This window comes from Flavobacterium franklandianum, assembly GCF_007097365.1.
Taxonomy (GTDB): Bacteria; Bacteroidota; Bacteroidia; order Flavobacteriales; family Flavobacteriaceae; genus Flavobacterium; species Flavobacterium franklandianum.
On sequence record NZ_VJZR01000006.1, the window covers coordinates 119,778 to 144,150 of the forward strand.

Below are 24,373 nucleotides of genomic sequence, written 5' to 3' on the forward strand. Positions count from 1 at the left end.
GGAGCTAGGAAAGGAGAAAAATAAAATGAAAAAAAACGATTTGCATTCTAATAGTCAGGACTCAGCTCCCTCTCCTTCGGAGAGGGCTGGGGAGAGGAACGAACTATACCCTATTTTTTTAAAACTACACCAACTCAATCTGCTTATTGTTGGCGGAGGAAATGTGGGTCTAGAAAAATTGTCTTTTATGCTCAAATCCAGTCCCAATGCCAATGTTGAGGTAGTGGCACCAAAGTTTTTACCAGAATTAGAAGCATTGGCTCAAAACCATCCTTCGGTAAAATTGACTTATAAAAAATTCAATCGTTGGATGCTTCGAAAACGCAATATGGTTATTGCTTGTACCGATGATTTGGAAGTCAATAAAAGAATTTACGATTTATGTAGAAAAAGATATTTAATTTGCAATATCGCCGATACGCCGCCTTTGTGTGATTATTATTTAGGAGGAATCGTAACCAAAGGCAATGTAAAAATTGCCATTTCCACCAACGGAAAATCACCAACTACTGCCAAAAGATTACGCGAATTTTTCGAAGAAATTATCCCAGACGACATCAATTCAATGGTCGAAAACCTAAATGAATATCGCAAAACCCTAAAAGGTAATTTTCAGGAAAAAGTGGACAAAATGAACGAAATTACAGAAGCCTTAAAAAACAAACAATAAATTCCCCAAGAGAAAATGTTTGATTGAAACTGATTTTAATCCGTTTAAAATCAATTAACATTATTTTGTCTCAACTCGCCTCCTACCGAGAGGGTTGGGAGAGGAAAAAAAATTAAAAAAAATGATTAAGACAGACATACTTATAATAGGAGCAGGACCTACAGGATTATTTGCCGTTTTTGAGGCAGGATTATTAAAATTGAAATGCCACATTTTAGATAGCTTGCCACAACCTGGCGGGCAATTATCTGAATTGTATCCCAAAAAACCTATTTACGATATCCCTGGCTTTCCGGAAGTTTTGGCGGGAGATTTAGTAAATAATTTAATGGAACAAATCAAGCAATTCGAACCAGGATTCACTCTTGGCGAACGTGCCGAAACCATCGAAAAACAAGAAGACGGAAGTTTTATTGTTACCTCAAATAAAGGAAAAAAATTCCAAGCTTCGGTTGTTGCCATTGCTGGCGGATTAGGTAGTTTTGAACCTCGTAAACCTTTGATTGAAGATATTGAATTTTACGAAAACAAAGGGGTAAAATACTTTATCAAAAACCCAGAAAAATTTAGAAATAAAAGAGTAGTTATTGCTGGTGGTGGTGATTCAGCTTTAGATTGGAGTGTTTTCTTGTCGAACGTAGCTTCCGAGGTGACTTTAATTCACCGCAGAAACGAATTCCGTGGCGCTTTAGATTCAGTAGAGAAAGTTCAAGAACTGAAAAACGCGGGAAAAATCAAAATGATTACTCCCGGAGAAGTAGTTGGTTTGAATGGAGCCGAACATTTAGAATCTATAGATGTGGATATCAACGGAGCTCACAGAAACATTCCTACCGATTATTTTATTCCACTTTTTGGATTAACGCCAAAATTAGGTCCAATTGCAAACTGGGGATTAGAAATTGAGAGAAACGCCATCAAAGTAAACAACGCCTTGGATTATCAAACCAATATTCCCGGAATTTTTGCTATTGGCGATGTCAACACCTATCCTGGAAAATTGAAATTGATTCTTTGCGGATTCCACGAAGCCACTTTAATGTGTCAGGCGGCATATCAAATTATCAATCCAGGAAAGAAATACTTAATGAAATACACCACCGTTTCAGGAATCGATGGATTCGACGGAACTCGTAAAGAAGCACCTAAAGCAGTTGTAAAAGCAATCGATTAACAAAATAGCGATTCAATTTAAGCTGTTGATTTCACATTAAAACATATAATATGACACAAGACGTAACTATAAAAATTACCGATAGAGAAGGAATAACCCACGAGGTACAAGCACCAACCGATATGAATATGAATGTTATGGAACTTGTTTGTGCTTATGAATTAGCTCCAGAAGGAACCATCGGTCTCTGTGGTGGGATGGCAATGTGCGCTTCCTGCCAATGCTATGTGTTGAACCAAGTCGATTTGCCAGAAAGAAACGAGGACGAAGAAGCGATGCTCTCGGAAGCCTTCAATGTAAAAGACAACAGCCGATTGGGTTGCCAAATTTATATCACGAATGCTTTAGAAGGGTTAGAGATTGCACTCGCACCAGAATCATAAGCCTCAAAAGCGAGATTCATCTCTCAATTTAGACTAAATTTTTCATTCTTTTGAAAACCTTATCATTCTATTTCCGCAGTACAATACACCTTGAAGCTACTCAAAGCAAAGACTCAAAGCAAATTAGATATTATTTTATATTTTAATTTTTAGTATTACCTTTGTTGCGCCTATAAAATTATTAATAGTTATCACGAAAGCCAGAGGGAATAGACCCAACGAAAGCTTAGCAACCTATTCATTTTCAGTGAAAAAGGTGCTACATTCTATCCCAATTATCGGGAAAAGATAACCAAGAGAAAATCTCTCCCTTTCCACGATAACATTTATAATTTTTTGAAACACTAGTTTTTTTTGGAGCTATTTCCTGCTGTACGTTGCAATCTTTTGTTTTTTTAAGAAAAAAAACAAAAGGATTTCCTCTTCCATCAGGGCTAATCAGAAAATGCGACGACTATTTAATTTTTAAAATAAATGCTTTGCGCCTTAGCGTCTTAGCGGCAAAAAATAAGTTATGCCAAACATTCAAGAAGAAATCAAAAAACGAATTCTCGTACTCGATGGAGCAATGGGAACGATGTTGCAACGCTATAATTTCTCTGAAGAAGATTTCCGAGGAGAACAATTCAAAGACTTTCCACATTCGCTAAAAGGGAACAACGATTTACTTTCGTTAACACAACCCAAAGCCATCAAAGAAGTGCACGCCTTGTATTATGAAGCCGGAGCTGATATTGTAGAAACTAATACGTTCTCAGGAACAACAATCGGAATGGCAGATTACCATTTAGAAGAATATGTTTATGAACTCAACTACGAATCGGCAAAAATCGCCCGTGAAGTAGCCGATGAATTCACAGCCAAAAACCCGGAAAAACCTCGTTTTGTTGCCGGTTCCATAGGGCCAACAAACAGAACAGCGAGTATGTCGCCAGATGTAAACGATCCAGGTTACAGAGCTGTAACTTTTGATGATTTGCGTATTGCTTACAAACAACAAGTCGAAGCCTTAATGGACGGCGGTTGCGATTTACTTTTGGTAGAAACTATTTTTGACACCTTGAATGCCAAAGCAGCACTTTTCGCCATCGAACAAGTGAAAGACGAACGCAATATTGATATTCCAATTATGGTTTCAGGAACGATTACCGATGCTTCAGGAAGAACACTTTCAGGACAAACGGTAGAAGCTTTCTTGGTTTCGGTATCGCATATTCCGTTGTTGAGCGTAGGTTTTAATTGCGCTTTGGGAGCCGATTTGTTGAAACCTTATTTGCAAACTTTGTCACAAAACACCTCATTCAACGTTTCAGCGCATCCTAATGCAGGATTACCAAACGCTTTTGGAGAATATGACGAAACTCCAGAGCAAATGCAAGCCCAAATACGAAGCTATCTCGAAGATAATTTAGTAAACATTATAGGAGGTTGCTGCGGAACAACGCCACAACATATCAAATTGATTGCTGATATTGCTAAAGATTATAAACCAAGGGTTTCAGAGGCGGTGATGTAAATTGAAAGAATTGTGATGGATATATGAATTATGTCTTCTGTTTATTTATCGCGGCTGTTTAAAAATCACATAATTTAAATATTTAAAAGAAAAATCTACAAATTAAATGCTTATGTTAGAAAAAGAAATTGAGAATATAATTTTAGAAAAAATAAAAGTTCAATTGAAAATTGAAAAATCTTTTTCGGACTTAGTTAATAATTTTGACAGTATGTTTGCTAACATTGATTTTGAAAAAAATTCGTTTTCAATCAGTGATTACTTCGGCTCCGGAATGGGAAAAGCTGGAGCGACTTCAAAACTTCTAGCGGACAATAGAATAAAAGAGGAATGGTTAAGAGAATATAGTTTCAAGGAAGGGAATGTCAAAAATGACTTCAAAGGTCTGTATTTTTTCGTAAATGATAAGAGACCTTTTTATGTAGGTATTTCAAAAGGTGTTATAGGAAGAATACTTCAGCATATAAAAGGACACAGCCACAATTCTGCAACACTTGCTTTCAAGATCGGATTGCTAAAATATGAGCTTATAACTGGTAGTAAACATTCTCTTACCAGAAAGCAACTAAATTTTAAGAATGAAGTTGAACCTATAAAAGGTTTTCTTTCAAATCAGGAAGTGATTTTTTTGCACATAGAGAATGATTATGAACTATATCTTTTTGAAGTATATTGTTCAATGAAACTTGGGACAATGTTAAATAATTTTGAGACTCATTAAAATAGATTTAAATAAACGGTATTATAAATTGAAAGATAAGATAATGAAAAAAATATTAATAACAGTTGCACTAAGTTTTATCTCATTAAATGGTTTTGCACAAATTAGAGTGATGCAAAAAGATGTTGATGTTGCCAAATTGAAAATGGATAGTATACACAAAATCTATAAATCCGATAAAAAACAATCAACTTTTGATAAATTTATGATTGAAGAACAAAGATATAACGCATTACGTGATGCGTTATACGTTCAAGCAGGAAGAGATAAACAGGATTCCATAGACGCGCCATCAAAGAAGTTGGTCGAAGCTTATATTAAAAATCCAGAACATAAAAAAGAAGTGATTGAATTTCAGTCAACTGTAGCTTCTATGGCGTCTCATTTGAAATCACTTGTACAACTTGAAAAAGCATTTACTATTGGTTATGATTTTCAGGGTAAAGCATATAAAAAATACACTAAGGTTCAAATGATTTCAATGGGAAACCATAAGAATGCAATTCAAAAGTGCAATGATCTTCTAAATGAATATTCAAAGTTTACTGTCGCTGGTACTGAGACAAGTTTGCATAAAGCACAGTATAGAAATATGACCAAGACTCAAAGAGATAGTTATGACTGGATCGAAAAAAATTGGAATAGCGGTGTGATTGGTGATGGTTATATGGCCAGCTATAGAACAAATGTGCAATAAGTAAAAAACAATAATTTTTTTGGTTTTTTTACCAGCTCTTCAAAATGTTCTTTAAAAAAATGAAAGTTCTCTATAATATGGATGCTCTGCATAGCAACAAAAGTGAGCAACGAATGAGATTGCTTCGTTCCTCGCAATGCAAAATAAATGCACAAGTTCCATAGGAACGACATATTTTGTAGCAACGGAATTCATTCCGTTGGATGAGGATTCTCCAGATAGCGCGAGCTTCTAGCTCGTGCAAACAAATAAAGGCAGACAAAAATAGTTGAAAAATAAAATAGGCACGAGCGTGACGCTCGCGCTAGCAACATAAGAGTTCCAGAGGAACGACATATTTTGTAACATCGGAATTTATTCCGTTGTTGTAAATAAAAAAATAAAAAAATGGCAGAAGCAGAAAAAAGAAGAAACCTAGTTTTATCGGGATTAGAGCCCTTAATCATTACACCGGAAAGTGTATTTGTTAATATTGGGGAACGTACCAATGTAACCGGTTCTAGAAAATTTCTTCGATTAATCAAGGAAGAAAAGTACGATGAAGCATTAAGCATTGCCAAAGAGCAGGTAGAAGGAGGCGCGCAAATCATCGATATTAATATGGATGAAGGAATGCTCGATGGCGAATATGCAATGACAAAATTCCTGAATTTAATCGCTGCCGAACCGGATATTTCGCGTGTGCCGATTATGATTGACAGCTCAAAATGGGACATCATTGAAGCCGGTCTAAAGGTCGTTCAAGGAAAATGTGTCGTAAACTCGATTTCGTTAAAAGAAGGCGAAGAACAATTTATCCATCACGCCAAATTGATTAAACGCTACGGAGCTGCGGCAATTATTATGGCTTTTGATGAAACTGGTCAAGCGGATAATTACGATCGTCGAGTAGAAATTTGCCAACGTTCGTATGATATTTTGGTCAATAAAGTAAATTTTCCTCCTCAGGATATTATTTTCGATTTGAATATATTTCCAGTGGCAACAGGAATGGAAGAACACCGCTTGAATGCGTTGGATTTCTTTAGAGGAACCAAATGGGTTCGGGAAAATTTGCCACACGCCCACATTAGCGGAGGTGTGAGTAACGTTTCGTTTTCGTTTAGAGGAAATGACACCGTTCGGGAAGCGATGCACTCGGTTTTCTTGTACCACGCCATCAAAAATGGAATGACAATGGGAATTGTAAATCCAGAAATGTTGACGATTTATGATGATATTCCGAAAGATTTATTAGAACACGTAGAAGATGTAATCTTGAACCGTCGTGATGATGCTACAGAACGTTTGTTAGATTTGGCCGAAAATGTAAAAGGCGGGCCAAAAACCAATGAAAAAGAAGTACAAGAATGGCGCTTTGGAACGGTTCAGGAAAGAATAACACACTCTTTGGTAAAAGGAGTTGATGCTTTTATAGAACTTGATGTTGAGGAAGCCCGATTGGCAGCAAAAAAACCCATCGAAGTAATCGAAATCAATCTGATGACAGGAATGAATGTCGTTGGAGATTTATTCGGTTCGGGAAAAATGTTCTTGCCGCAAGTGGTAAAATCAGCAAGGGTTATGAAAAAAGCCGTGGCGTATTTATTGCCGTACATTGAAGCGAGTAAACAAGCGGGCGACAAATCAGGAAATGGTAAAATATTGATGGCAACTGTAAAAGGCGATGTGCACGACATTGGAAAAAATATAGTTTCAGTAGTTTTGGCGTGTAATAATTATGAAATCATTGACCTTGGCGTAATGGTTCCGCCTGAAAAAATTATTGCAGCAGCTATCGAGCACAATGTTGATATTATTGGTCTAAGCGGATTAATCACGCCGTCATTGGATGAAATGGTTTATTTGGCTAAAGAATTAGACAAAAGAGGAATGAAAATTCCTGTAATGATTGGTGGAGCAACGACTTCTCGTGCGCATACTGCCGTGAAAATTGCCCCGCAATACAGAGAAACTGTGATTCACGTAAACGATGCTTCGAGAGCGGTTACTGTGGCTGGAAATTTATTGGACGATAACAGAGAAAAATACACCAGCGATATTCGAACAGATTATGATGCTTTTAGAGAAACCTTTTTGAGTCGTTCTCGTGACAAGAATTTCTTGAGTATTGAAGATGCTCGTAAAAATAAAATACAATTGGATTGGGCAAATTTCGCTCCGGTAAAACCAAATATAATTGGCGAACAAATTGTCGAAGTAGATTTAGATGTTTTAGTTCCTTATATTGATTGGACGCCATTTTTTCAAACTTGGGAATTGCACGGAAAATATCCTGCAATCTTAACGGATGAGGTTGTGGGAGAACAAGCTACTTCGGTTTTTGCCGATGCACAGGAAATGTTGGAAGTGATTTTGAAAGAAAAAAAATTACAAGCTAAAGGAATCTACGGAATTTTTCCTGCGAATCAGGTGAATGACGATGATATTCAATTGTATGATGAAAATGGAAAAGAGTTGGAAAAATTCTTGACTTTGCGTCAGCAATCGCAAAAAACAAAAGGTGCTCCAAATATTGCCTTGGCCGATTTTATTGCGCCAAAAGACAATGGAGTAACGGATTATATGGGAGCATTTTGTGTAACCACAGGTTTTGGTGTGGACGAATGGGCGGATGAATACCGTGATAATTTAGACGATTACAACTCGATTATGGTCAAAGCTTTGGCAGATAGATTTGCAGAAGCTTTTGCCGAATATTTACACGAAAAAGTGCGGAAGGAATTTTGGGGATATGATTTTGAAGAATCTTTGTCAAATCAAGAATTAATTAAAGAAAATTACAAAGGGATTCGTCCCGCACCAGGTTATCCAGCTTGTCCCGACCATTTAGAAAAACCAACTATTTGGAAGTTACTGAATGTCGAAAAAGAAATCGGAGTGACTTTGACCGAAAGTATGGCAATGTGGCCCGCTTCTTCGGTTTCGGGTTATTATTTTGGAAATCCAGATAGTAAGTATTTTGGACTTGGAAAAATAAAAGAAGATCAAGTCATTGATTACGCCAAACGTAGAAGTATTTCAACCGATAAGGCAACAAAATGGTTGAACCCAAATATAGCAGATTAAAAAATTCGTTTCAAGTTTAAGGTTTCAAGTTGCTCGAGAGAACTTTAAACCTTAAACTTGAAACTTGAAACAAATAAAATGAAAGTAACACAGCATATAGAAAACGCCAACGGGAAACCTCTATTCTCATTCGAAATTGTTCCGCCTCAAAAAGGAAGTAACATCAAGGATTTGTATGAAAATATAGATCCGTTGATGGAATTTAAACCGCCTTTTATAGATGTAACCACTTCCAGAGAAGAGTATGTGTACATAGAAAAAGACGGACTTTTTGATCGTCGAATTACGCGTATGCGTCCCGGAACTGTTGGAATTTGTGCTTCCATCCAGCATAAATATGGTGTAGATGCGATTCCTCACGTGTTGTGTGGCGGATTTACCAAAGAGGAAACCGAGTATTTATTGGTGGATTGCCATTATTTAGGAATCGATAATTTAGTGGCATTGCGTGGTGATCCAATGAAAGGCGAGAAGTATTTTGAACCTACCAAAGGTGGAAATAATTATGCCGTAGATTTAGTAAAACAAATTAAGGCGATGAATTCAGGACGGTTTTTGCACGACACTTTGCCTATGCAAAATGCTCCCGATTTTTGTATAGGCGTTGCTGGTTATCCCGAAAAACATATCGAAGCACCAAGTTTAGAAGCCGATTTAAAAAGATTAAAAGAAAAAGTAGATGCTGGTGCCGATTATATCGTGACACAAATGTTTTTCGACAATCAACGGTATTTCAAGTTTGTCGAGGCAGCCCGCGCTATTGGTATCAACGTGCCAATTATTCCAGGAATCAAGCCAGTTGCGGTGAAACGTCATTTGCAATTGTTACCGCAAGTTTTTTGGTTGGATATGCCACAGGATTTGATTCATTCTATCGAACAAGCCAAAGACAACACAGCCGTTCGTCAAATTGGGGTTGAATTTGCTGTGCAACAATCCAAAGAATTAATCGAATTTGGTGTGCCTTTCGTGCATTATTATTCAATGGGAAAATCTGATAATATTCATCAAATAGCAAGTCAGGTTTTTTAGGAGCTGTTTACTTCGTCAGTTCGCTTCGCTCGTGTCCTGCTGTTCGCTATATCTTTGTGGCTGAACCCCAGCCACAAAGGTAATTGTGAGAACAATTCGACGATCAGGGCTAGGACATTAGGAATAAAAAAGCATCGTTTAAAATATAAACGATGCTTTTTTTATTCAACAACTGACACTGAATAACTGACCACCGCCAACTACTTCGTCATTTCCCTAAAAACCGTTTCCAGATTTTTATTTTTTTGATTCAATTGTAGTGTTTTCAAACCATTAGCATTCGCAAAATCAAAAACAGCGGGACGCATATCTTTGTCAGCGTTGAACGTCAATTCCCAAATCATATCGTGCGTATTTTTATAGGAAGTCAAATTCTCGATTTTGGCAATCAATTGTTCTTCGACTTTATAGTCAAATTCCACTTCGATAACTTGTTCCTTGTCTTCCGAAATTAAAGCATCTAATTTTTTATCGGCTATAATTTTCCCTTTGTCAATAATAATGACACGGTCGCAAATAGCTTCTACTTCCTGCATAATATGGGTAGATAGAAAAACGGTTTTGTCTTTACCAACGTTTTTAATCACGTTTCTAATTTCGACCAATTGGTTCGGGTCTAAACCTGTAGTTGGTTCGTCGAGAATCAAAACATCGGGATTGTGTAATAAAGCATTGGCAAGTCCCACACGTTGTCGATACCCTTTGGATAATTGCCCTATTTTTTTGTGACTTTCATTCGATAAACCTGTCAATTGAATCACTTCTTCGATTCGGGTTTTGGCTACTTTATACACATCAGCATTAAAAACCAAATATTCCCTCACATACAAATCCAAATACAACGGATTGTGTTCTGGCAAATAGCCAATAGATTGCTGAACGGATTTAGTATGCGAATTCACGTCAAATCCATTCACGGCAGCAGCACCTTCATCGGCAGCAATATACGTGGTCAATATTTTCATTAAAGTCGATTTTCCAGCACCATTTGGACCTAAGAAACCAACGATTTCTCCTTTTTGAACAGAAAATGAAATGGAGTCCAAAGCTTTTTGAGCACCATAACTTTTCGATATATTATTTACTTCTATTGACATTGTTTTTTATTTGTAGCAAAAGTAAACAGAAAATTAATTGTTTTATTTTATAATGAGTTTTTTAAAGTTTTAAATTGTGATAAATTTTATATTTTGATTTATATATTTACCAATATTCTATAACTCAAAATTAAATTATAAATGAAAAAAGGAAGTGCATTGTTTTTTTTCTTTCTTGGGTTTTTGGTTCAAGCTCAAGAAAATTCGATAATTCAACAACAAGAAATTGTTAGAATCGAAACCGAATTGGCTTCGGATAAAATGGAAGGAAGAGCGATTTTTACGCCAGGAATTGACTCAGCATCAGTTTTTATTGAAAATGAATTTAAAAAAATTAATCTCACCTATTTTAAGGGTTTAAATAACTACCGACAAGAATTTGTTGTCAAAAGAAAACCAGCAAATAATGTAATTGGAATCTTGCCCGGAAAATCTAAACCGGAAGAATTTGTCATTTTTTCAGCTCATTATGATCATTTAGGAGTTGTTAAAGACGGAGAGGACAAAGTCTATAATGGAGCAAATGATGATGCTTCCGGAACTACTGCAGTAATAGCTTTAGCAAAGTATTTCAAAGAATTAAATCAAAACGAACGGACAATTATTTTTGTAGCTTTTACAGGTGAAGAAGTAGGCGGTTTTGGCTCAAAGTATTTCTCTGAAAACATTGATTCAAATAAAGTTATTGCCATGTTTAATATTGAAATGATTGGCACTGAGAGTAAATGGGGCAAAAATTCGGCTTACATAACGGGTTTCGAAAAATCAGATTTTGGGGCAATCTTGCAAAAAAACTTGAAGGGTTCTAGCTTTAATTTCAATCCTGATCCTTATCCAAGTCAACAACTTTTTTATCGCTCAGACAATGCAAGATTGGCGGCTTTAGGAGTTCCCGCTCACACAATTTCTACTTCAAAAATGGATTCAGAACCTAATTATCATAAATTGAGTGATGAGGTTTCAACGTTGGATTTAGAGAATATGACCGAAATTGTAAAATCCATCGCAATTAGTTCGCAGAGTATTGTAAACGGACAAGATACTCCATCAAGGGTGAAATAGCTAAATGTCATTTGCAATTAAATAAAAGAATTTTTGTTTTGGAAAAATGTTCAAAGTCAATTATTAAAAAGATAGTTTTAGGTACTATTTTTAAACATTAGATAACGAAAAGCCATTTTTGTCGATAATTCTTTTTTTTGTTCAATAAAAGCTATTATTATTTTGGGTTACCAAAAAATAATTTATACATTCGCAGAGAATTTTTAATAAAAATCCAAAACAAAATGTCAAGTAACCGTTTTTATTTTAGCAACACTTACTATTTCTTCTTTAGGAAGTAAGGATTGTCTATGGTTATTTGAAAGATTAAGAAACAAATAAAACTAATATACAATCCTGATGAAAATCAGGATTTTTTTTTGAGTATAAATGAAAACAAAAATTGCAATTCAAGGTATTAAAGGGTCATTCCATCATCAGGTGGCGCAGGAATACTATTCTCAGAATATTGAGGTGGATGAATGTATGTCGTTTGAAGAATTGGTCGATAGCTTGTTGTCTGGAAAAACAGATCAAGCGGTTATGGCGATTGAAAATTCTATTGCAGGACCAATTATTCCCAATTATGCCTTAATTGACAAAAATAATTTACATATTATCGGAGAGCATTACTTAGATATTCATCAAAATTTAATGGCTTTGAAAGGTCAAAAAATTAAAGATATTTTAGAAGTTCATTCTCATCCGATGGCATTGTTACAATGTATGGAATTCTTAAAAAAATATCCAAAAATTAAATTAGTTGAAGACAAAGATACTGCCGAAACTGCGCGTAGAATTCAAAAAAAACAACTTTCAGGGATTGCTGCAATTGCCAGTAAAACAGCTGCTGAAATGTACGATTTAGAAATTTTAGCGCCAGAAATTCAAACTATTAATAACAATATGACACGTTTTGTTATTATAAAAAAAGAAAATTCCTTTGTGTCAAAAGACGAAATTAATCGCGCTTCCATCAAATTCGAATTGGATCATAAACGAGGAAGTTTAGCCGCAGTTTTGAACGTAATGAGTGATTGCAAACTGAATTTAACCAAAATTCAATCCTTGCCAAAAATAGAAACCCCTTGGAAATATTCGTTTTTTGTGGACGTCACTTTCGATAAATACGAAGATTACGCCAAAGCAAAATCGTTGATGGAAATTATGGCCGAATATTTCAAGGTATTAGGAGAATATAAAAATACAAAACCGTGATACATACAGCAAAACGTCTGGATATAGTAGAAGAATATTATTTCTCGTCAAAACTTCGCGAAGTAAGACAATTGGCCTCTGAGGGGAAACCAATTATCAATATGGGAATTGGTAGCCCAGATTTAAAGCCTTCACAAGCGGTTATTGATGCAGTAACTTTGGCGATGCAAGATGAAAATGCACATCAATATCAGAGTTATCAAGGTTTGCCCGAATTGAGAAATGGAATGGCGGATTTTTATCAAAACAATTACGAAGTTGTTTTAAATCCTAACACGGAAATTTTGCCTTTGATGGGTTCCAAAGAAGGAATTATGCACATTTCATTGGCATTTTTGAATGAAGGCGATCAGGTTTTAATTCCAAATCCTGGTTATCCAACCTATACTTCTGTAACGAATTTAGTGGGTGCTGTGCCAGTTTATTATGATTTAGTAGAAAAAAATAATTGGGAACCTGATTTTGAAGCTTTAGAGAAATTAGATTTATCGAAAGTAAAAATAATGTGGTTGGGTTATCCGCATATGCCAACAGGAGCAAGAGGAAGTTTGGAATTGTTCGAAAAGTTAGTGGCTTTCGCCAAAAAACACAATATATTATTGATCAATGACAATCCGTATAGCTTTGTCTTGAATGATAAGCCAATGAGTTTGTTGCAAGTCGAAGGTGCAAAAGAGGTTGCTTTAGAATTAAACTCTTTGTCAAAAACCTTCAATATGGCAGGTTGGCGCGTGGGAATGGTTTTAGGAAATGCAGTGTGTATCGATGCGATTTTGAAAGTAAAAAGCAATATGGATAGCGGAATGTTCTACGGAATTCAAAAAGGAGCGATTGAAGCTTTGAAAAGCGATCAGTCTTGGTTTGATTCGATGAATGCCATTTATAAAAAGAGAAGAGTTTTAACAGAACAATTGGCCGAAAAGTTAGGTTGTCAAGTTTACAAGGAAGGTGTTGGATTGTTTGTTTGGGCAAAATTGCCAGCAGGAATCACATCATCGGAAGATTTTATAGATAAAATATTATACGAGAAATCGATTTTTATAACTCCGGGAACCATTTTTGGAAGCAATGGAGAAGGTTATATCCGATTTGCACTTTGTGTAAAAGAGGAAATAGTGCAAGAAGCGATTGATAGGTTTTAGATTATAATTATCATTGATTTTTGCAATTGACATTGATATTGCCATTGGAATTTGGAATTTAAAATATTGAAATTTAATGAACATACACGTAATAGGAATAGGATTAATAGGTGGTTCGATGGTTTTGGACATCAAATCACTGCATCCAGACGCGACTATTTATGGAATTGACAACAACGAAAGTCATTTGGCGGAAGCCATTGCTCTGGGAGTTGTAGATAAAGCGGCTACATTTGATGATTTAGCAGAAGCCGATTTTGTGATAGTTTCGGTTCCTGTGGATGTTGCCTTGACTCTTTTGCCTAAAGTTTTGGATGCTATCGGAGAGGATACAATTGTTTTTGAAGTAGGTTCGACCAAAATACCTATTTGCGAAGCGGTGGCGAATCACCCTAGAAGAAGAAATTTTATAGCAACACATCCTATAGCGGGAACGGAATTTTCTGGACCATCAGCGGCGATAAAAGACTTGTTTCAAGGAAAAACGAATATTATTTGTGAAGTCGAGAAAACGACTTTCAAATTACAGGAAAAAGCCTTGGATTTGTTCAAAAGTATGGGAATGAGAATCCGATATATGGATCCAAAATCGCACGATAAGCACATTGCTTATGTGTCGCATTTGTCGCACATTAGTTCGTTTATGCTAGGAAAAACGGTGATCGATAAAGAGAAAGACGAGCAGGATATTTTTGACATGGCGGGTTCTGGATTCGAAAGCACGGTGCGTTTAGCCAAAAGTTCACCAGCAATGTGGACACCAATTTTCAAACAGAATAAAAAGCAAGTCATAAAAACATTGGAAGAATACATTGCTAATTTGTCTCATTTCAAAGATTTATTAGAAAAAGACGATTACGAAGCGATTTTTACTGAAATGCAAAGCGTGAATAAAATAAAGGAAATATTAAACGGAATGAAGAAGTAGTCAGTTTGCAGTTTGCAGATTGCAGTTAAAAAGAACAATAAACAACAAATAATAAACGACAAACAATAAATAAGATGGAAAACAAGAAAGAAATGAGAAATTGGTTGAACGAATTCAATTTGACTCATCCATTTGTAATAGCAGGACCTTGTAGTGCTGAAACAGAAGAACAAGTTTTGAAAATTGCTCATGCTCTGAAAGACTCAGATGTAAGCGTTTTTAGAGCAGGAATTTGGAAACCAAGAACCCGTCCAGGAGGATTTGAAGGTGTTGGAGAAATTGGTTTGAAATGGTTGAAAAAAGCAAAAGCCGAAACTGGAATGCTAATGGGAACTGAGGTTGCCACTGCTGCACACTGTAAATTGGCTTTAGAAAATGATATTGATGTTTTATGGGTTGGTGCTCGTACTACTGCAAATCCGTTTGCGGTTCAAGAAATTGCTGATACATTGGCAGGAACTAATAAAATCGTATTGATTAAAAATCCAGTAAACCCTGATATGGCTTTATGGTTGGGTGGTGTAGAGCGTTTGTATGCTGCTGGAATCAAAAATTTAGGAGTAATTCACAGAGGTTTTTCTACTTACGAAAAAACAAAATACAGAAACATTCCAGAATGGCAAATTGCTATCGAATTGCAAAATAAATTCCCTGATTTACCATTAATTATCGATCCATCACATATTACAGGAAACCGTGATATGATTCTTGAAGTGACTCAAGAAGCATTGGATTTGAATTATGACGGTATGATTATCGAAACACACAATGACCCTGATAATGCTTGGAGCGATGCAGCTCAACAAGTAACTCCAGACGCTTTGAAACAAATTTTCAAAGATTTGAAAATCAGAAATGTGAGCGGTAACACACCCGATTTTACAACTAAAATGACAAAACTAAGAGCAAACATCGATGTTTTAGATGCTAATTTATTGGATTTGTTGGGAAAACGTATGAAAGTAGCTGACGAAATTGGACAAGTGAAAAAAGAAGCGAATGTTGCCGTTCTTCAAAACAATCGTTGGAACGAAATTCAAGCTAAAATGATTGCTGAAGGTGCTAAAAAAGGTTTAACAGAGGAATTTATTATTAGATTGTTCAAAGATATTCACCAAGAAAGTATTGGACACCAAGAGAAAATATTGAACTCGTAAGTGCTAAAAATTTTTTTAATTTATTTTATAAAACCTACAATTTCATTGTAGGTTTTTTTTGTATCATTGCTGAATAATATATAACTGTAAAAATCAAATCAAATGAAAAAAATTATTTTAGTATTAGCAATGCTAATATCAGGTTCAATGGTTAATGCCCAAGTTGATATTATCAACAAACATAATGGAGAAGTTGTAAAAGGGAAGGTTGTAAAACTTGAGGAGTTTACTGTTGTATTTATATACGACGGTGAGGATGCCGAAAATACCATTAGTAAATATGCCATAGAAAAAATTGTTTATGGTAAATCAGGAAGAGTTGAAGAAGTGACTGAAAAAATTGTTGTTTCTACTGAAGATGACTGGGAAAAAGTTGTTATCCTAGAGGAAAAAGCATACATTTCGGGTCTTAAAAAAGTAGTTGAAGTAAGAGGTAAGACTGGTTTGATAAATTATCACACAGGAAATACGGGTGATATAAAAGCACAAATAAAATTAAAAAAAGCTGCTGCGGTTTTAGGATGTCCATTCATATTAATGACTTCAGACAAAACAACAACTGGGAATAATTCAAATCAATTAGGCGGTACTCAAGCTATTAAAACAGGTATTGGATATAAATACTAAATTTTACACAGCTATTATTTTTATGAGCAGTCATTTTATGAATAGCATTTTTTTTAGAATCATTCTTTTTGTAACTATTTTTGTAGTACGCCATAAAAATTTATTATCAAATTATTCAAAGGTATTCTACAAGGAAGTATTGAACACCAAGAGAAAATATTGAATTCATAACAAAAGTAGAATGATGATTGACGATTTCAAATTTTCGTTAGTCGTAAATTCAGATTTCAACAAATATCCCAAGGCGTATCGTTTTGGGATTTTGTTTTTTATAAGATTTCTAAAAACTTTAAACTTTAAACGTAAAACAATCATTTATCTTTGCAAAAAGTTTTAGGTTGTAAATCAGAAATGTTTCGCCAGTTTGAGCAAAGCTCTCGGGTCTAAAATTGTTAATCAGAAATCTAAAATCCTCAATGACAGGACTCGTTTATAAATCTACAGGAAGTTGGTACACCGTAAAATCCGATCAAGGCGATTTTATCGAATGCCGTATGAAAGGAAAATTCCGAATCAAAGGCATCAAAAGCACCAATCCTATTGCTGTGGGTGATATTGTAGATTATGAACTCGAAGAATCATCGGATACGGTTACAGGAACCATTCACAATATTCACGAAAGGAAAAATTATATTGTTCGAAAATCGGTAAATCTGTCCCATCAAATGCACATTATTGCCTCGAATATTGACCGTGTTTTTCTTTTGGTAACCATCAATAATCCGCCAACTACTTTCAATTTCATCGATCGATTTCTAGTCACCGCCGAAGCTTATGGCATTGAAACCATATTGGTTTTTAATAAAATTGACACTTTCGACGAAGCTACATTAGATGAACAATTGTATATGCAACACGTTTATCAAGAAATTGGATACCAATGTTTGCGTGTTTCTGCTACAACTGGCAAAGGAGTAGAAGAATTAAAACAATTGATGATTGGTAAAGTTACTATGTTTTCTGGTCATTCTGGTGTTGGAAAATCCACTTTGGTCAATGCTTTGGAACCTTCTTTACATCTAAAAACCAAAACCATTTCCGAAGCCAGCAAACAAGGACAGCACACCACGACTTTTGCCGAAATGTATGATTTGAGTTTTGACGCTCGAATAATTGATACGCCAGGAATAAAAGGTTTTGGGATTGTCGATATGGAAAAGGAAGAAATCGGTGGTTATTTTCCGGAGTTTTTCAAGTTGAAGGAGCAATGTAAATTCAATAATTGCCTGCATAAAGAAGAACCGCATTGCGCCATAAAAGCCGCATTGGATAAAGATGAAATCGCTTGGTCGCGCTACAACAGTTACTTGAAAATCCTTGAAGGAGACGACGAAAATTATCGTGTGGATTCATTTGATGAAGATCGAAAAGCAAGTGATGAAACAAGGAAGTAGTGCTCAGGTGGCAGTTTAGCAACTTTGTCATTGCGCGGGACGAAGCAATTGCAATGTCAAAATTTAATTTCAAAAAAATAATTTGAAAACCGTAATCCAAAGAGTTTCTTCCGCTTCGGTAACTATCGATGCTAAAATTGTAGCCGAAATTCAAACTGGATTGTTGGTTCTAATTGGAATTGAAGACGCCGATTCGCAAGAAGATATTGATTGGCTTTGCCAAAAAATTGCCAATCTTCGCATTTTTGGAGATGTAAATGACGTGATGAATCTTTCGGTAAAAGAAATTAACGGAGAAATTATTGTCGTTTCACAATTCACACTTCAAGCTTCGACCAAAAAAGGCAATCGTCCTTCGTATATTAAAGCAGCCAAACCCGAAGTTGCCATTCCACTTTATGAGCAATTTGTAGCGCAATTGGAAGCCGAATTAGATAAGAAAATACAAACAGGAGTTTTTGGAGCCGATATGAAAGTCGCACTTTTAAACGATGGTCCAGTGACAATTTTAATTGATTCTAAATATAGGAATTAACTTTTTTTTATTCAGAATTACTCTTATATTTATGGGCTAAAATAATTCCGATGAATTTTAAATTAGTTAGCTTCGTTTTTTTCTTTTCAATCTCTCTTCTTTCAGCTCAAAAATCCGAATACACTAGTTTATTAATTCCTGACAGTTTAAAGCAAAATGCTAATGCCGTCGTGCGTTTAGACCAAATAGACATTCTTATTTCATCACAACGAAATATGAATGTCAAGAACAAAAGAGTGGTTACTGTTCTGAACGAAAAAGGGCAAGAAGCTATCAATGCCTATGAACATTACAACAAAAAAACAACTGTAGAGAATATTCAAGCAACTGTTTTTGACGCTTTTGGAAATGAAATTAAGAAAATTAAAAGAAAAGATTTTAGAGATCAATGTGCCACTGATGGGGGAACGGTCTTCTCGGACAGCAGGTATATTTTTTTAGATTACACCCCAACACAATATCCATTTACTATAATTTATGAAAGCGAGATTGAAACATCTACAACTGCTTTTATTCCGCAATGGTTCCCGTTAAACGACTATCAGTTAAGTGTTGAAAAAAGTATTTTGAATGTGAGTTATCCTGATAATTTAGGTTTCAAGAAAATGGAATTTAATTTTGCCAATTTCAAAATCAATAAGACGGTTGACTCTTCTACAAAACTTTCATATATAGCCACCAATATTCCTGCTCTAAAACAAGAGGATTATAGCCCAGCCTATTCTGTTCTTCCAAAAGTTATGATGTGCTTGGAACTTTTTCATCTTGAAGGCGTTGATGGTACTGCCAAAAGTTGGAAGGAATACGGGCAGTGGTATTCTGATAAATTTTTAACTGGAACCACTGAATTGCCTGAGGAAACCAAAACCAAAATTAAAAATCTTGTTGGCCAGGAAAAAGATCCTATCAAAAAAGCAGCAATTGTATATAAATATTTACAGGAAAAATCAAGATATGTGAGCATTCAAGTAGGAATTGGTGGTTGGAAACCTATGCTTGCCAATGACGTAGATCGATTGGGTTATGGAGATTGCAAAGCTTTGTCAAACTATACAAGAGCCCTTTTAAATGCTGTTGATGTTCCTTCCTATGTTACCTTATTGTATGGTGATAGAGACAAACACGATATTCAATCGGATTTTGTCTCAATGCAAGGAAATCATATGATATTGTCGATTCCAAACGGCGATAATTATGTGTTTTTAGAATGTACCAGTCAGGACAATCCTTTTGGATATCAAGCAAATTTTACGGATGACAGAACTGTTTTGGTTGTAAAACCTGATGGAGGAGAGATTGTAAGAACTAAAAATTATGAAAACAAAGGCAATGCTCAATCTAGCAAAGGCAACTATTCATTAGTAGAAAACGGGGATTTTTCAGGAAATATTGAGATAGTTTCTCAAGGGTCACAATACAGTCAGAAATATCGTTTAGAAACTACTCAGCCTACCGAAAGGGAAAAGCATTATAAAGAATATTGGGACAATATCAATAATTTGAAAATCAATAAAACCACTTTTTCAAACGATAAGGATAAAATAAGTTTTACTGAAAATACGGCTATTAGTGCCGTAAATTATGGCATAGTTTCAAACAATAAAATGATTTTTGTGGTAAATGCCTTCAACCAAACTTCTGGAGTGATCAAAAGAATTCGAAACCGTAAAAACCCATTCGAAATCCAAAGAGGTTCTTATGATACTGATGAAATTGCGGTTGCTTTGCCTACAGGATTTACGATTGAATCGTTACCTACTACTTTTGAATTGAATACCAAATTCGGCGAATACAAAACCGAAATCATTCAAAAAGACAATAACAATTTGATTTATAAACGTTCGATTTTCATCAAAAAAGGAATATACAAAAACACAGAATACGATGAATTCCGTCTTTTTATGGAGCAAATTTCTAGAAACGATAATGCTAAAATAATTTTAAACAAAAACCAATAAACCCCATGAAAACCAACTTACTGGCAATTATTTTATTTTTTAGCTTTATTTACTCAAATACAAATGCCCAAGAATTCAAATTAGGAAAAGTTTCAATTGCAGAATTAGAAGAAAAAGAACATCCAAAAGATCCTGCTGCTTCAGCTGCAATATTATTCAAAAAAGGAGAAGTCAAATTCAGATATTCTGATACCGACGGATTTGAGGTAGTTACTGTGGTTCAAACAAGGATTAAGATTTACAAAAAGGAAGGATATGATTGGGCAAATCAAGAAGTACGTTACTATCTAGACAATAGTTACAATGAAAATGTTTCCTTTTCAGATGCCTATACTTACAACTTAGTGAACGGGGAAGTAGAAAAAACAAAATTGAAAAGTGATGGCGAATTTATTGAAAAGATAAACAAATATTGGGGACGAAAAAAAATCACAATGCCCAACGTAAAAGAAGGTTCAATAATAGAATTTGAATATTCACTAAAATCGGGTTTAATAGGTTCTTTGAGAGATTGGTATTTTCAATCTAGTATTCCGGTAAATTATTCCGAATACATAACTTATATTCCAGAATATTATGAGTACAACAGCAATCAAAAGGGATTTGTATTGCTCGAAACAGTAGTTGAAAAAACTAACAGAAAAATTAATTATGTTTATGTTCGGGATAATAAGGATGGCACCCCTCCAACTCGTTCAAATGAAGAGTTGAACTTTATTGAGAAGAAAACCACCTATTCTGTCAAGGATTTGCCAGCCATGATAGAGGAAGCATTTGTAAATAATATTGATAATTATACTTCAAGTATTTCTCATGAGCTTTCTATGACAAATTACCCTAATTCTACTTTGAAATATTATTCAACTGATTGGGAGTCTGTGGTTAAAACAATCAACGGGTATGATGATTTTGGACCAGAGCTCAATAAAACCGGCTATTTTGAAGACGATATTAATAAATTATTGACTGGAATTGAAGTTCAAAACGAACGAATGGCAGCGGTATTTAATTATGTGAAATCAAGTGTAAAATGGAATGATTTTAAAGGATATTCTTGTAATGATGGAGTAAAAAAGGCCTATAAAGACAAAGTAGGAAATACAGCCGAAATCAATTTAATGCTTACAGCAATGTTGCGTTTTGCTGGATTCAATGCAAATCCAGTTTTAGTAAGTACTCGCGATAATGGAATTGCTTTTTTTCCAAGTAGAACTGCATTTAATTCGGTTATTGCAGCAGTAGAAACCCCCGAAGGATTGATTTTGTTAGATGCCACCGAAAAATATTCAGTACCCAATATTTTGCCATTTCAAGATTTGAACTGGGTAGGAAGATTAATTCGCAAAGACGGGACATCGACCGAAGTAAATTTGATGCCCAAAATACTTTCTAAAGAGGCTACAAACATGAGTATCGTTTTAAAAACTGATGGATCAGCTCAAGGAAAAATTAGAACACAGCTAACCGATTATGAAGCTTTGGAGTTCAGAAAAGAAAATGGAATTACAAACAATGATAATTATTTAGAAAAATTAGAAAACAACAACAATAACATCGAAATTACTGATTATGTAAGGGAAAACGACGTGGATTTATCTAAACCAATTATAGAAAGTTATTCTTTTAAAGACACAAAAAGTATTGAAATTATAAACGACAAAATGTATATTTCTCCATTGTTATTTCTAACAGACAAGGAAAATCCATTCAAACAAGAAGTAAGGGAATATCCTGTAGATTTTGGTTATCCAATCCTACATAAGTTCACTATTAGCATCGAAATTCCTGAAGGATATGTTATAGAGTCCATTCCTGCATCTTTAAATATTGCCACTGAAGACAACATTGGAACCTTTAAATTTATGATGGTCAATACTGCTAACAAAATTCAAGCAACCATCACAGCCACTATTAATACAGCTATTGTTCCCTCTGATTTTTACCCAAATTTAAAAGGATTCTACCAGCAAATGATTGACAAACAAAACGAGAAAATAGTTCTTAAAAAAATATAAGTATATGAAAATCAAATTATTTGTAAATTTTTTGTTTGTTGTTTTTTTTCTGAATGCTAATGCACAAGAATTCAAATTAGGAAAAGTTTCTATAAAAGAGTTAGAAGAAAAAGCGTGTCCAAACGATACCACAGCATCCGCAGCAGTCTTATTCAATAAAGCAAAAACCTTTTTCAAATATGATATTAAATTCGGATTTAGTATCGTCACTGAGAATTCTTATAGAATTAAAATTTATAAAAAAGACGGGCTTAGTTGGGCAAATTATAAACTTCCTTACCGAACCGGATACGATAAATTAAACGATGATAGGGTAGAATTTTCGGATGGTGTAACTTATAATATTGAAAATGGCAAGATTGTTAAAACAAAATTAAACCGAGAAGGTGTTTTTAAAACAGCCATAAATAAAAATTGGAAAGAAGCTACGATAACTATGCCCAATGTGAAAGCAGGTTCAATAATAGAATTCAAATATATTTTAATATCAGAAAACATTGTCGAATTTCCAGACTTTATTTTTCAATACAATATCCCAGTTAATTCTTCGGAATATGATGTTGATATACCTGGATTTTTTGTTTATAAAGGAGTAGTTAAAAGGCCATCAGAAATAATATCAGAATCCAAAGTCACTCGAGGTTCACTTCAATTTGCTAATGAATACACAGTCAACAAAACAGAATCAGTTAGTTTCGAGCAGCAAAGTAATAGACATAGGGCTTATTATATTCCAGCTTTAAAAGAAGAGCCATTTGTAGACAACATAGAAAATTATCGTATATCCATTCAACACGAATTAGAGAAAACACAATTTTATCAAGAGCCCGTAAAAGATTATTCAACGACTTGGGAAGGGGTTGCTAAAACCATTTATTTAGATAAGGATTTTGGAAAAGAACTCAAGGAAAGAGATTACATCACCCAAGATTTGGCGCGTATTCTGAAAAATGTAAATTCTCAAACTGAAAGATTGGATGTCATTTTTAAATTTGTTCAAAATAAAATGAATTGGAACCACAAAAAAGGATATTATACAGACAAAGGAGTAAAACAAGCCTATATTGATGGAACTGGGAATGTTGCCGAAATCAATTTTATTCTTATTGTAATGCTCAATTATGCCGGAATTCCAACAAATCCAGTGTTATTAAGTACGTTGGATAATGGGGTGCCAATATTTCCCAACAGAACTATTTTTAATTATGTAATTGCTGCAACTGAAATTGATGGAAAACAGATTCTACTAGATGCAACAAATAAATATGCAACTAATAATATTTTGCCTACCTACACCTTGAACTGGACTGGAAGATTGTTGCGAGAGGATGGAACTTCAGAAATAATTAAACTAGAACCAAAATTTCTATCAAAAAAAGGGGTAAATATGATAGTTTCTATTGGCGAAAACGGTGCGCTATCTGGCAAATTTAGGGTACTTAGGACAGATTTTGAAGCATTCACATTCAGAGAAAAATACGAAGGAATGAATCAGCAAAATTATCTAGAAAAAGTAGAAAATGATTTTCCAGGAATCCAAATTACAGACTATAATATTGAAAATAGCAAAGAGGCATCAAAACCTGTAATTGAGAATTTTAATTTTACAATCGACAATCAATGTGAAATTATTGGAGATAAAATATACATCAATCCACAACTTTTTTTGGCAGAAACTAAGAATCCATTTGTTCAGGAAAAAAGAGAGTTTCCTATTTATTTTGGCTACCCCGCTCAGGAGAAATTCAATGTAAATATTGAAATTCCTAAAGGTTATGCTGTTGAATCCATCCCTAAAGCGATAAAATTACAAATCAGAGAAAATGTTGTTTCTTTTATATTTAATGCCGTCATTTTAAATAACACGATTCAAATAGCCATTGTAAAAGAAAGTAATAAACAACTTGTCTCTTCTGGATTTTATAACGATCTAAAATCATTTTTTCAGCAAATGATCGACAAACAAAACGAGAAAATCATTTTAAAGAAAATATAAGGA

The 24,373-nt window shown here is 34.6% G+C and carries 20 protein-coding genes and 1 riboswitch; of the genes, 19 read left to right on the forward strand and 1 reads right to left on the reverse strand.

Features of this window, described 5'->3' with window-relative positions; all coding sequences use genetic code 11:
* Positions 1-25 precede the first annotated feature (25 nt).
* The 8 genes from FNW17_RS09090 (at position 26) to metF (ending at position 9,262) form a co-directional block, all read left to right on the forward strand.
* Complete coding sequence (locus tag FNW17_RS09090; RefSeq protein ID WP_235892933.1) at positions 26-670, forward strand: precorrin-2 dehydrogenase/sirohydrochlorin ferrochelatase family protein; 645 nt, start codon at positions 26-28, stop codon at positions 668-670.
* A 121-nt stretch (positions 671-791) separates the two neighbouring features.
* Positions 792-1,844 carry an NAD(P)/FAD-dependent oxidoreductase gene (locus FNW17_RS09095; protein ID WP_143389729.1) on the forward strand — a complete coding sequence of 351 codons (1,053 nt, stop codon included), beginning with the start codon at positions 792-794 and terminating at the stop codon, positions 1,842-1,844.
* A gap of 50 nt (positions 1,845-1,894) precedes the next feature.
* Positions 1,895-2,227, forward strand: a complete 333-nt coding sequence (locus FNW17_RS09100) for a 2Fe-2S iron-sulfur cluster-binding family protein (RefSeq protein ID WP_126563263.1) — start codon at positions 1,895-1,897, stop codon at positions 2,225-2,227.
* A 185-nt stretch (positions 2,228-2,412) separates the two neighbouring features.
* Positions 2,413-2,522: riboswitch (SAM riboswitch) on the forward strand.
* 219 nt (positions 2,523-2,741) lie between these two features.
* The gene (locus FNW17_RS09105) at positions 2,742-3,743 is read left to right on the forward strand and encodes a homocysteine S-methyltransferase family protein (protein ID WP_144071464.1); all 1,002 of its coding nucleotides are present in this window, start codon (positions 2,742-2,744) and stop codon (positions 3,741-3,743) included.
* Positions 3,744-3,855: 112 nt separating this feature from the next.
* Entirely contained in the window at positions 3,856-4,464 is a 609-nt protein-coding gene (locus FNW17_RS09110; RefSeq protein WP_144071465.1) for a GIY-YIG nuclease family protein, read from the forward strand.
* Positions 4,465-4,507: 43 nt separating this feature from the next.
* Entirely contained in the window at positions 4,508-5,161 is a 654-nt protein-coding gene (locus tag FNW17_RS09115; protein WP_144071466.1) for a hypothetical protein, read from the forward strand.
* A gap of 387 nt (positions 5,162-5,548) precedes the next feature.
* Positions 5,549-8,230 carry a methionine synthase gene (gene metH, locus FNW17_RS09120; RefSeq protein ID WP_144071467.1) on the forward strand — a complete coding sequence of 894 codons (2,682 nt, stop codon included), beginning with the start codon at positions 5,549-5,551 and terminating at the stop codon, positions 8,228-8,230.
* Between the two features lie 78 nt (positions 8,231-8,308).
* Positions 8,309-9,262, forward strand: a complete 954-nt coding sequence (gene metF, locus FNW17_RS09125) for a methylenetetrahydrofolate reductase [NAD(P)H] (RefSeq protein WP_144071468.1) — start codon at positions 8,309-8,311, stop codon at positions 9,260-9,262.
* 200 nt (positions 9,263-9,462) lie between these two features.
* Here the strand turns inward: metF and gldA are convergent, their stop codons facing one another.
* Entirely contained in the window at positions 9,463-10,359 is an 897-nt protein-coding gene (gene gldA / locus FNW17_RS09130; RefSeq protein ID WP_144071469.1) for a gliding motility-associated ABC transporter ATP-binding subunit GldA, read from the reverse strand.
* Positions 10,360-10,500: 141 nt separating this feature from the next.
* Between gldA and FNW17_RS09135 the strand changes: the two genes are divergently transcribed.
* From FNW17_RS09135 to FNW17_RS09185, 11 genes are all read left to right on the forward strand, one after another.
* Positions 10,501-11,421 carry a M20/M25/M40 family metallo-hydrolase gene (locus FNW17_RS09135; RefSeq protein WP_144071470.1) on the forward strand — a complete coding sequence of 307 codons (921 nt, stop codon included), beginning with the start codon at positions 10,501-10,503 and terminating at the stop codon, positions 11,419-11,421.
* 369 nt (positions 11,422-11,790) lie between these two features.
* On the forward strand, positions 11,791-12,618 hold the full coding sequence (locus tag FNW17_RS09140) for a prephenate dehydratase (protein ID WP_144071471.1): 828 nt from the start codon (positions 11,791-11,793) through the stop codon (positions 12,616-12,618).
* On the forward strand, positions 12,615-13,760 hold the full coding sequence (locus FNW17_RS09145) for a pyridoxal phosphate-dependent aminotransferase (protein ID WP_144071472.1): 1,146 nt from the start codon (positions 12,615-12,617) through the stop codon (positions 13,758-13,760). Before FNW17_RS09140 ends, FNW17_RS09145 begins: the two co-directional genes overlap by 4 nt.
* Positions 13,761-13,836: 76 nt before the next feature.
* Positions 13,837-14,688, forward strand: coding sequence for a prephenate dehydrogenase (locus FNW17_RS09150; protein ID WP_143389741.1), 852 nt, complete (start codon positions 13,837-13,839; stop codon positions 14,686-14,688).
* Between the two features lie 74 nt (positions 14,689-14,762).
* Positions 14,763-15,845, forward strand: coding sequence for a bifunctional 3-deoxy-7-phosphoheptulonate synthase/chorismate mutase type II (locus FNW17_RS09155; protein WP_143389742.1), 1,083 nt, complete (start codon positions 14,763-14,765; stop codon positions 15,843-15,845).
* Between the two features lie 102 nt (positions 15,846-15,947).
* Positions 15,948-16,472, forward strand: coding sequence for a hypothetical protein (locus FNW17_RS09160; RefSeq protein WP_143389743.1), 525 nt, complete (start codon positions 15,948-15,950; stop codon positions 16,470-16,472).
* Between the two features lie 416 nt (positions 16,473-16,888).
* Positions 16,889-17,866 carry a ribosome small subunit-dependent GTPase A gene (gene rsgA, locus FNW17_RS09165; RefSeq protein WP_144071473.1) on the forward strand — a complete coding sequence of 326 codons (978 nt, stop codon included), beginning with the start codon at positions 16,889-16,891 and terminating at the stop codon, positions 17,864-17,866.
* 82 nt (positions 17,867-17,948) lie between these two features.
* On the forward strand, positions 17,949-18,401 hold the full coding sequence (dtd, locus tag FNW17_RS09170; protein ID WP_144071474.1) for a D-aminoacyl-tRNA deacylase: 453 nt from the start codon (positions 17,949-17,951) through the stop codon (positions 18,399-18,401).
* A gap of 50 nt (positions 18,402-18,451) precedes the next feature.
* A complete protein-coding gene (locus FNW17_RS09175) occupies positions 18,452-20,359 on the forward strand; it encodes a DUF3857 domain-containing protein (protein WP_144071475.1) in 1,908 nt (635 codons plus the stop codon).
* Positions 20,360-20,364: 5 nt separating this feature from the next.
* On the forward strand, positions 20,365-22,374 hold the full coding sequence (locus FNW17_RS09180) for a DUF3857 domain-containing protein (protein ID WP_144071476.1): 2,010 nt from the start codon (positions 20,365-20,367) through the stop codon (positions 22,372-22,374).
* A 4-nt stretch (positions 22,375-22,378) separates the two neighbouring features.
* Positions 22,379-24,370 (forward strand): DUF3857 domain-containing protein, encoded by a 1,992-nt coding sequence (locus tag FNW17_RS09185; protein ID WP_144071477.1) that lies wholly within the window; start codon positions 22,379-22,381, stop codon positions 24,368-24,370.
* Positions 24,371-24,373 lie beyond the last annotated feature (3 nt).

What these genes read in the sequence shown, in the direction of transcription:
- FNW17_RS09090 (WP_235892933.1), top strand. Translation starts at nt 26, where the DNA reads ATGAAAAAAAACGATTTGCATTCTAATAGTCAGGACTCAGCTCCCTCT.
- FNW17_RS09095 (WP_143389729.1), top strand. Translation starts at nt 792, where the DNA reads ATGATTAAGACAGACATACTTATAATAGGAGCAGGACCTACAGGATTA.
- FNW17_RS09100 (WP_126563263.1), top strand. Translation starts at nt 1,895, where the DNA reads ATGACACAAGACGTAACTATAAAAATTACCGATAGAGAAGGAATAACC.
- FNW17_RS09105 (WP_144071464.1), top strand. Translation starts at nt 2,742, where the DNA reads ATGCCAAACATTCAAGAAGAAATCAAAAAACGAATTCTCGTACTCGAT.
- FNW17_RS09110 (WP_144071465.1), top strand. Translation starts at nt 3,856, where the DNA reads ATGTTAGAAAAAGAAATTGAGAATATAATTTTAGAAAAAATAAAAGTT.
- FNW17_RS09115 (WP_144071466.1), top strand. Translation starts at nt 4,508, where the DNA reads ATGAAAAAAATATTAATAACAGTTGCACTAAGTTTTATCTCATTAAAT.
- metH (WP_144071467.1), top strand. Translation starts at nt 5,549, where the DNA reads ATGGCAGAAGCAGAAAAAAGAAGAAACCTAGTTTTATCGGGATTAGAG.
- metF (WP_144071468.1), top strand. Translation starts at nt 8,309, where the DNA reads ATGAAAGTAACACAGCATATAGAAAACGCCAACGGGAAACCTCTATTC.
- gldA (WP_144071469.1), bottom strand. Translation starts at nt 10,359, where the DNA reads ATGTCAATAGAAGTAAATAATATATCGAAAAGTTATGGTGCTCAAAAA.
- FNW17_RS09135 (WP_144071470.1), top strand. Translation starts at nt 10,501, where the DNA reads ATGAAAAAAGGAAGTGCATTGTTTTTTTTCTTTCTTGGGTTTTTGGTT.
- FNW17_RS09140 (WP_144071471.1), top strand. Translation starts at nt 11,791, where the DNA reads ATGAAAACAAAAATTGCAATTCAAGGTATTAAAGGGTCATTCCATCAT.
- FNW17_RS09150 (WP_143389741.1), top strand. Translation starts at nt 13,837, where the DNA reads ATGAACATACACGTAATAGGAATAGGATTAATAGGTGGTTCGATGGTT.
- FNW17_RS09155 (WP_143389742.1), top strand. Translation starts at nt 14,763, where the DNA reads ATGGAAAACAAGAAAGAAATGAGAAATTGGTTGAACGAATTCAATTTG.
- FNW17_RS09160 (WP_143389743.1), top strand. Translation starts at nt 15,948, where the DNA reads ATGAAAAAAATTATTTTAGTATTAGCAATGCTAATATCAGGTTCAATG.
- rsgA (WP_144071473.1), top strand. Translation starts at nt 16,889, where the DNA reads ATGACAGGACTCGTTTATAAATCTACAGGAAGTTGGTACACCGTAAAA.
- FNW17_RS09175 (WP_144071475.1), top strand. Translation starts at nt 18,452, where the DNA reads ATGAATTTTAAATTAGTTAGCTTCGTTTTTTTCTTTTCAATCTCTCTT.
- FNW17_RS09180 (WP_144071476.1), top strand. Translation starts at nt 20,365, where the DNA reads ATGAAAACCAACTTACTGGCAATTATTTTATTTTTTAGCTTTATTTAC.
- FNW17_RS09185 (WP_144071477.1), top strand. Translation starts at nt 22,379, where the DNA reads ATGAAAATCAAATTATTTGTAAATTTTTTGTTTGTTGTTTTTTTTCTG.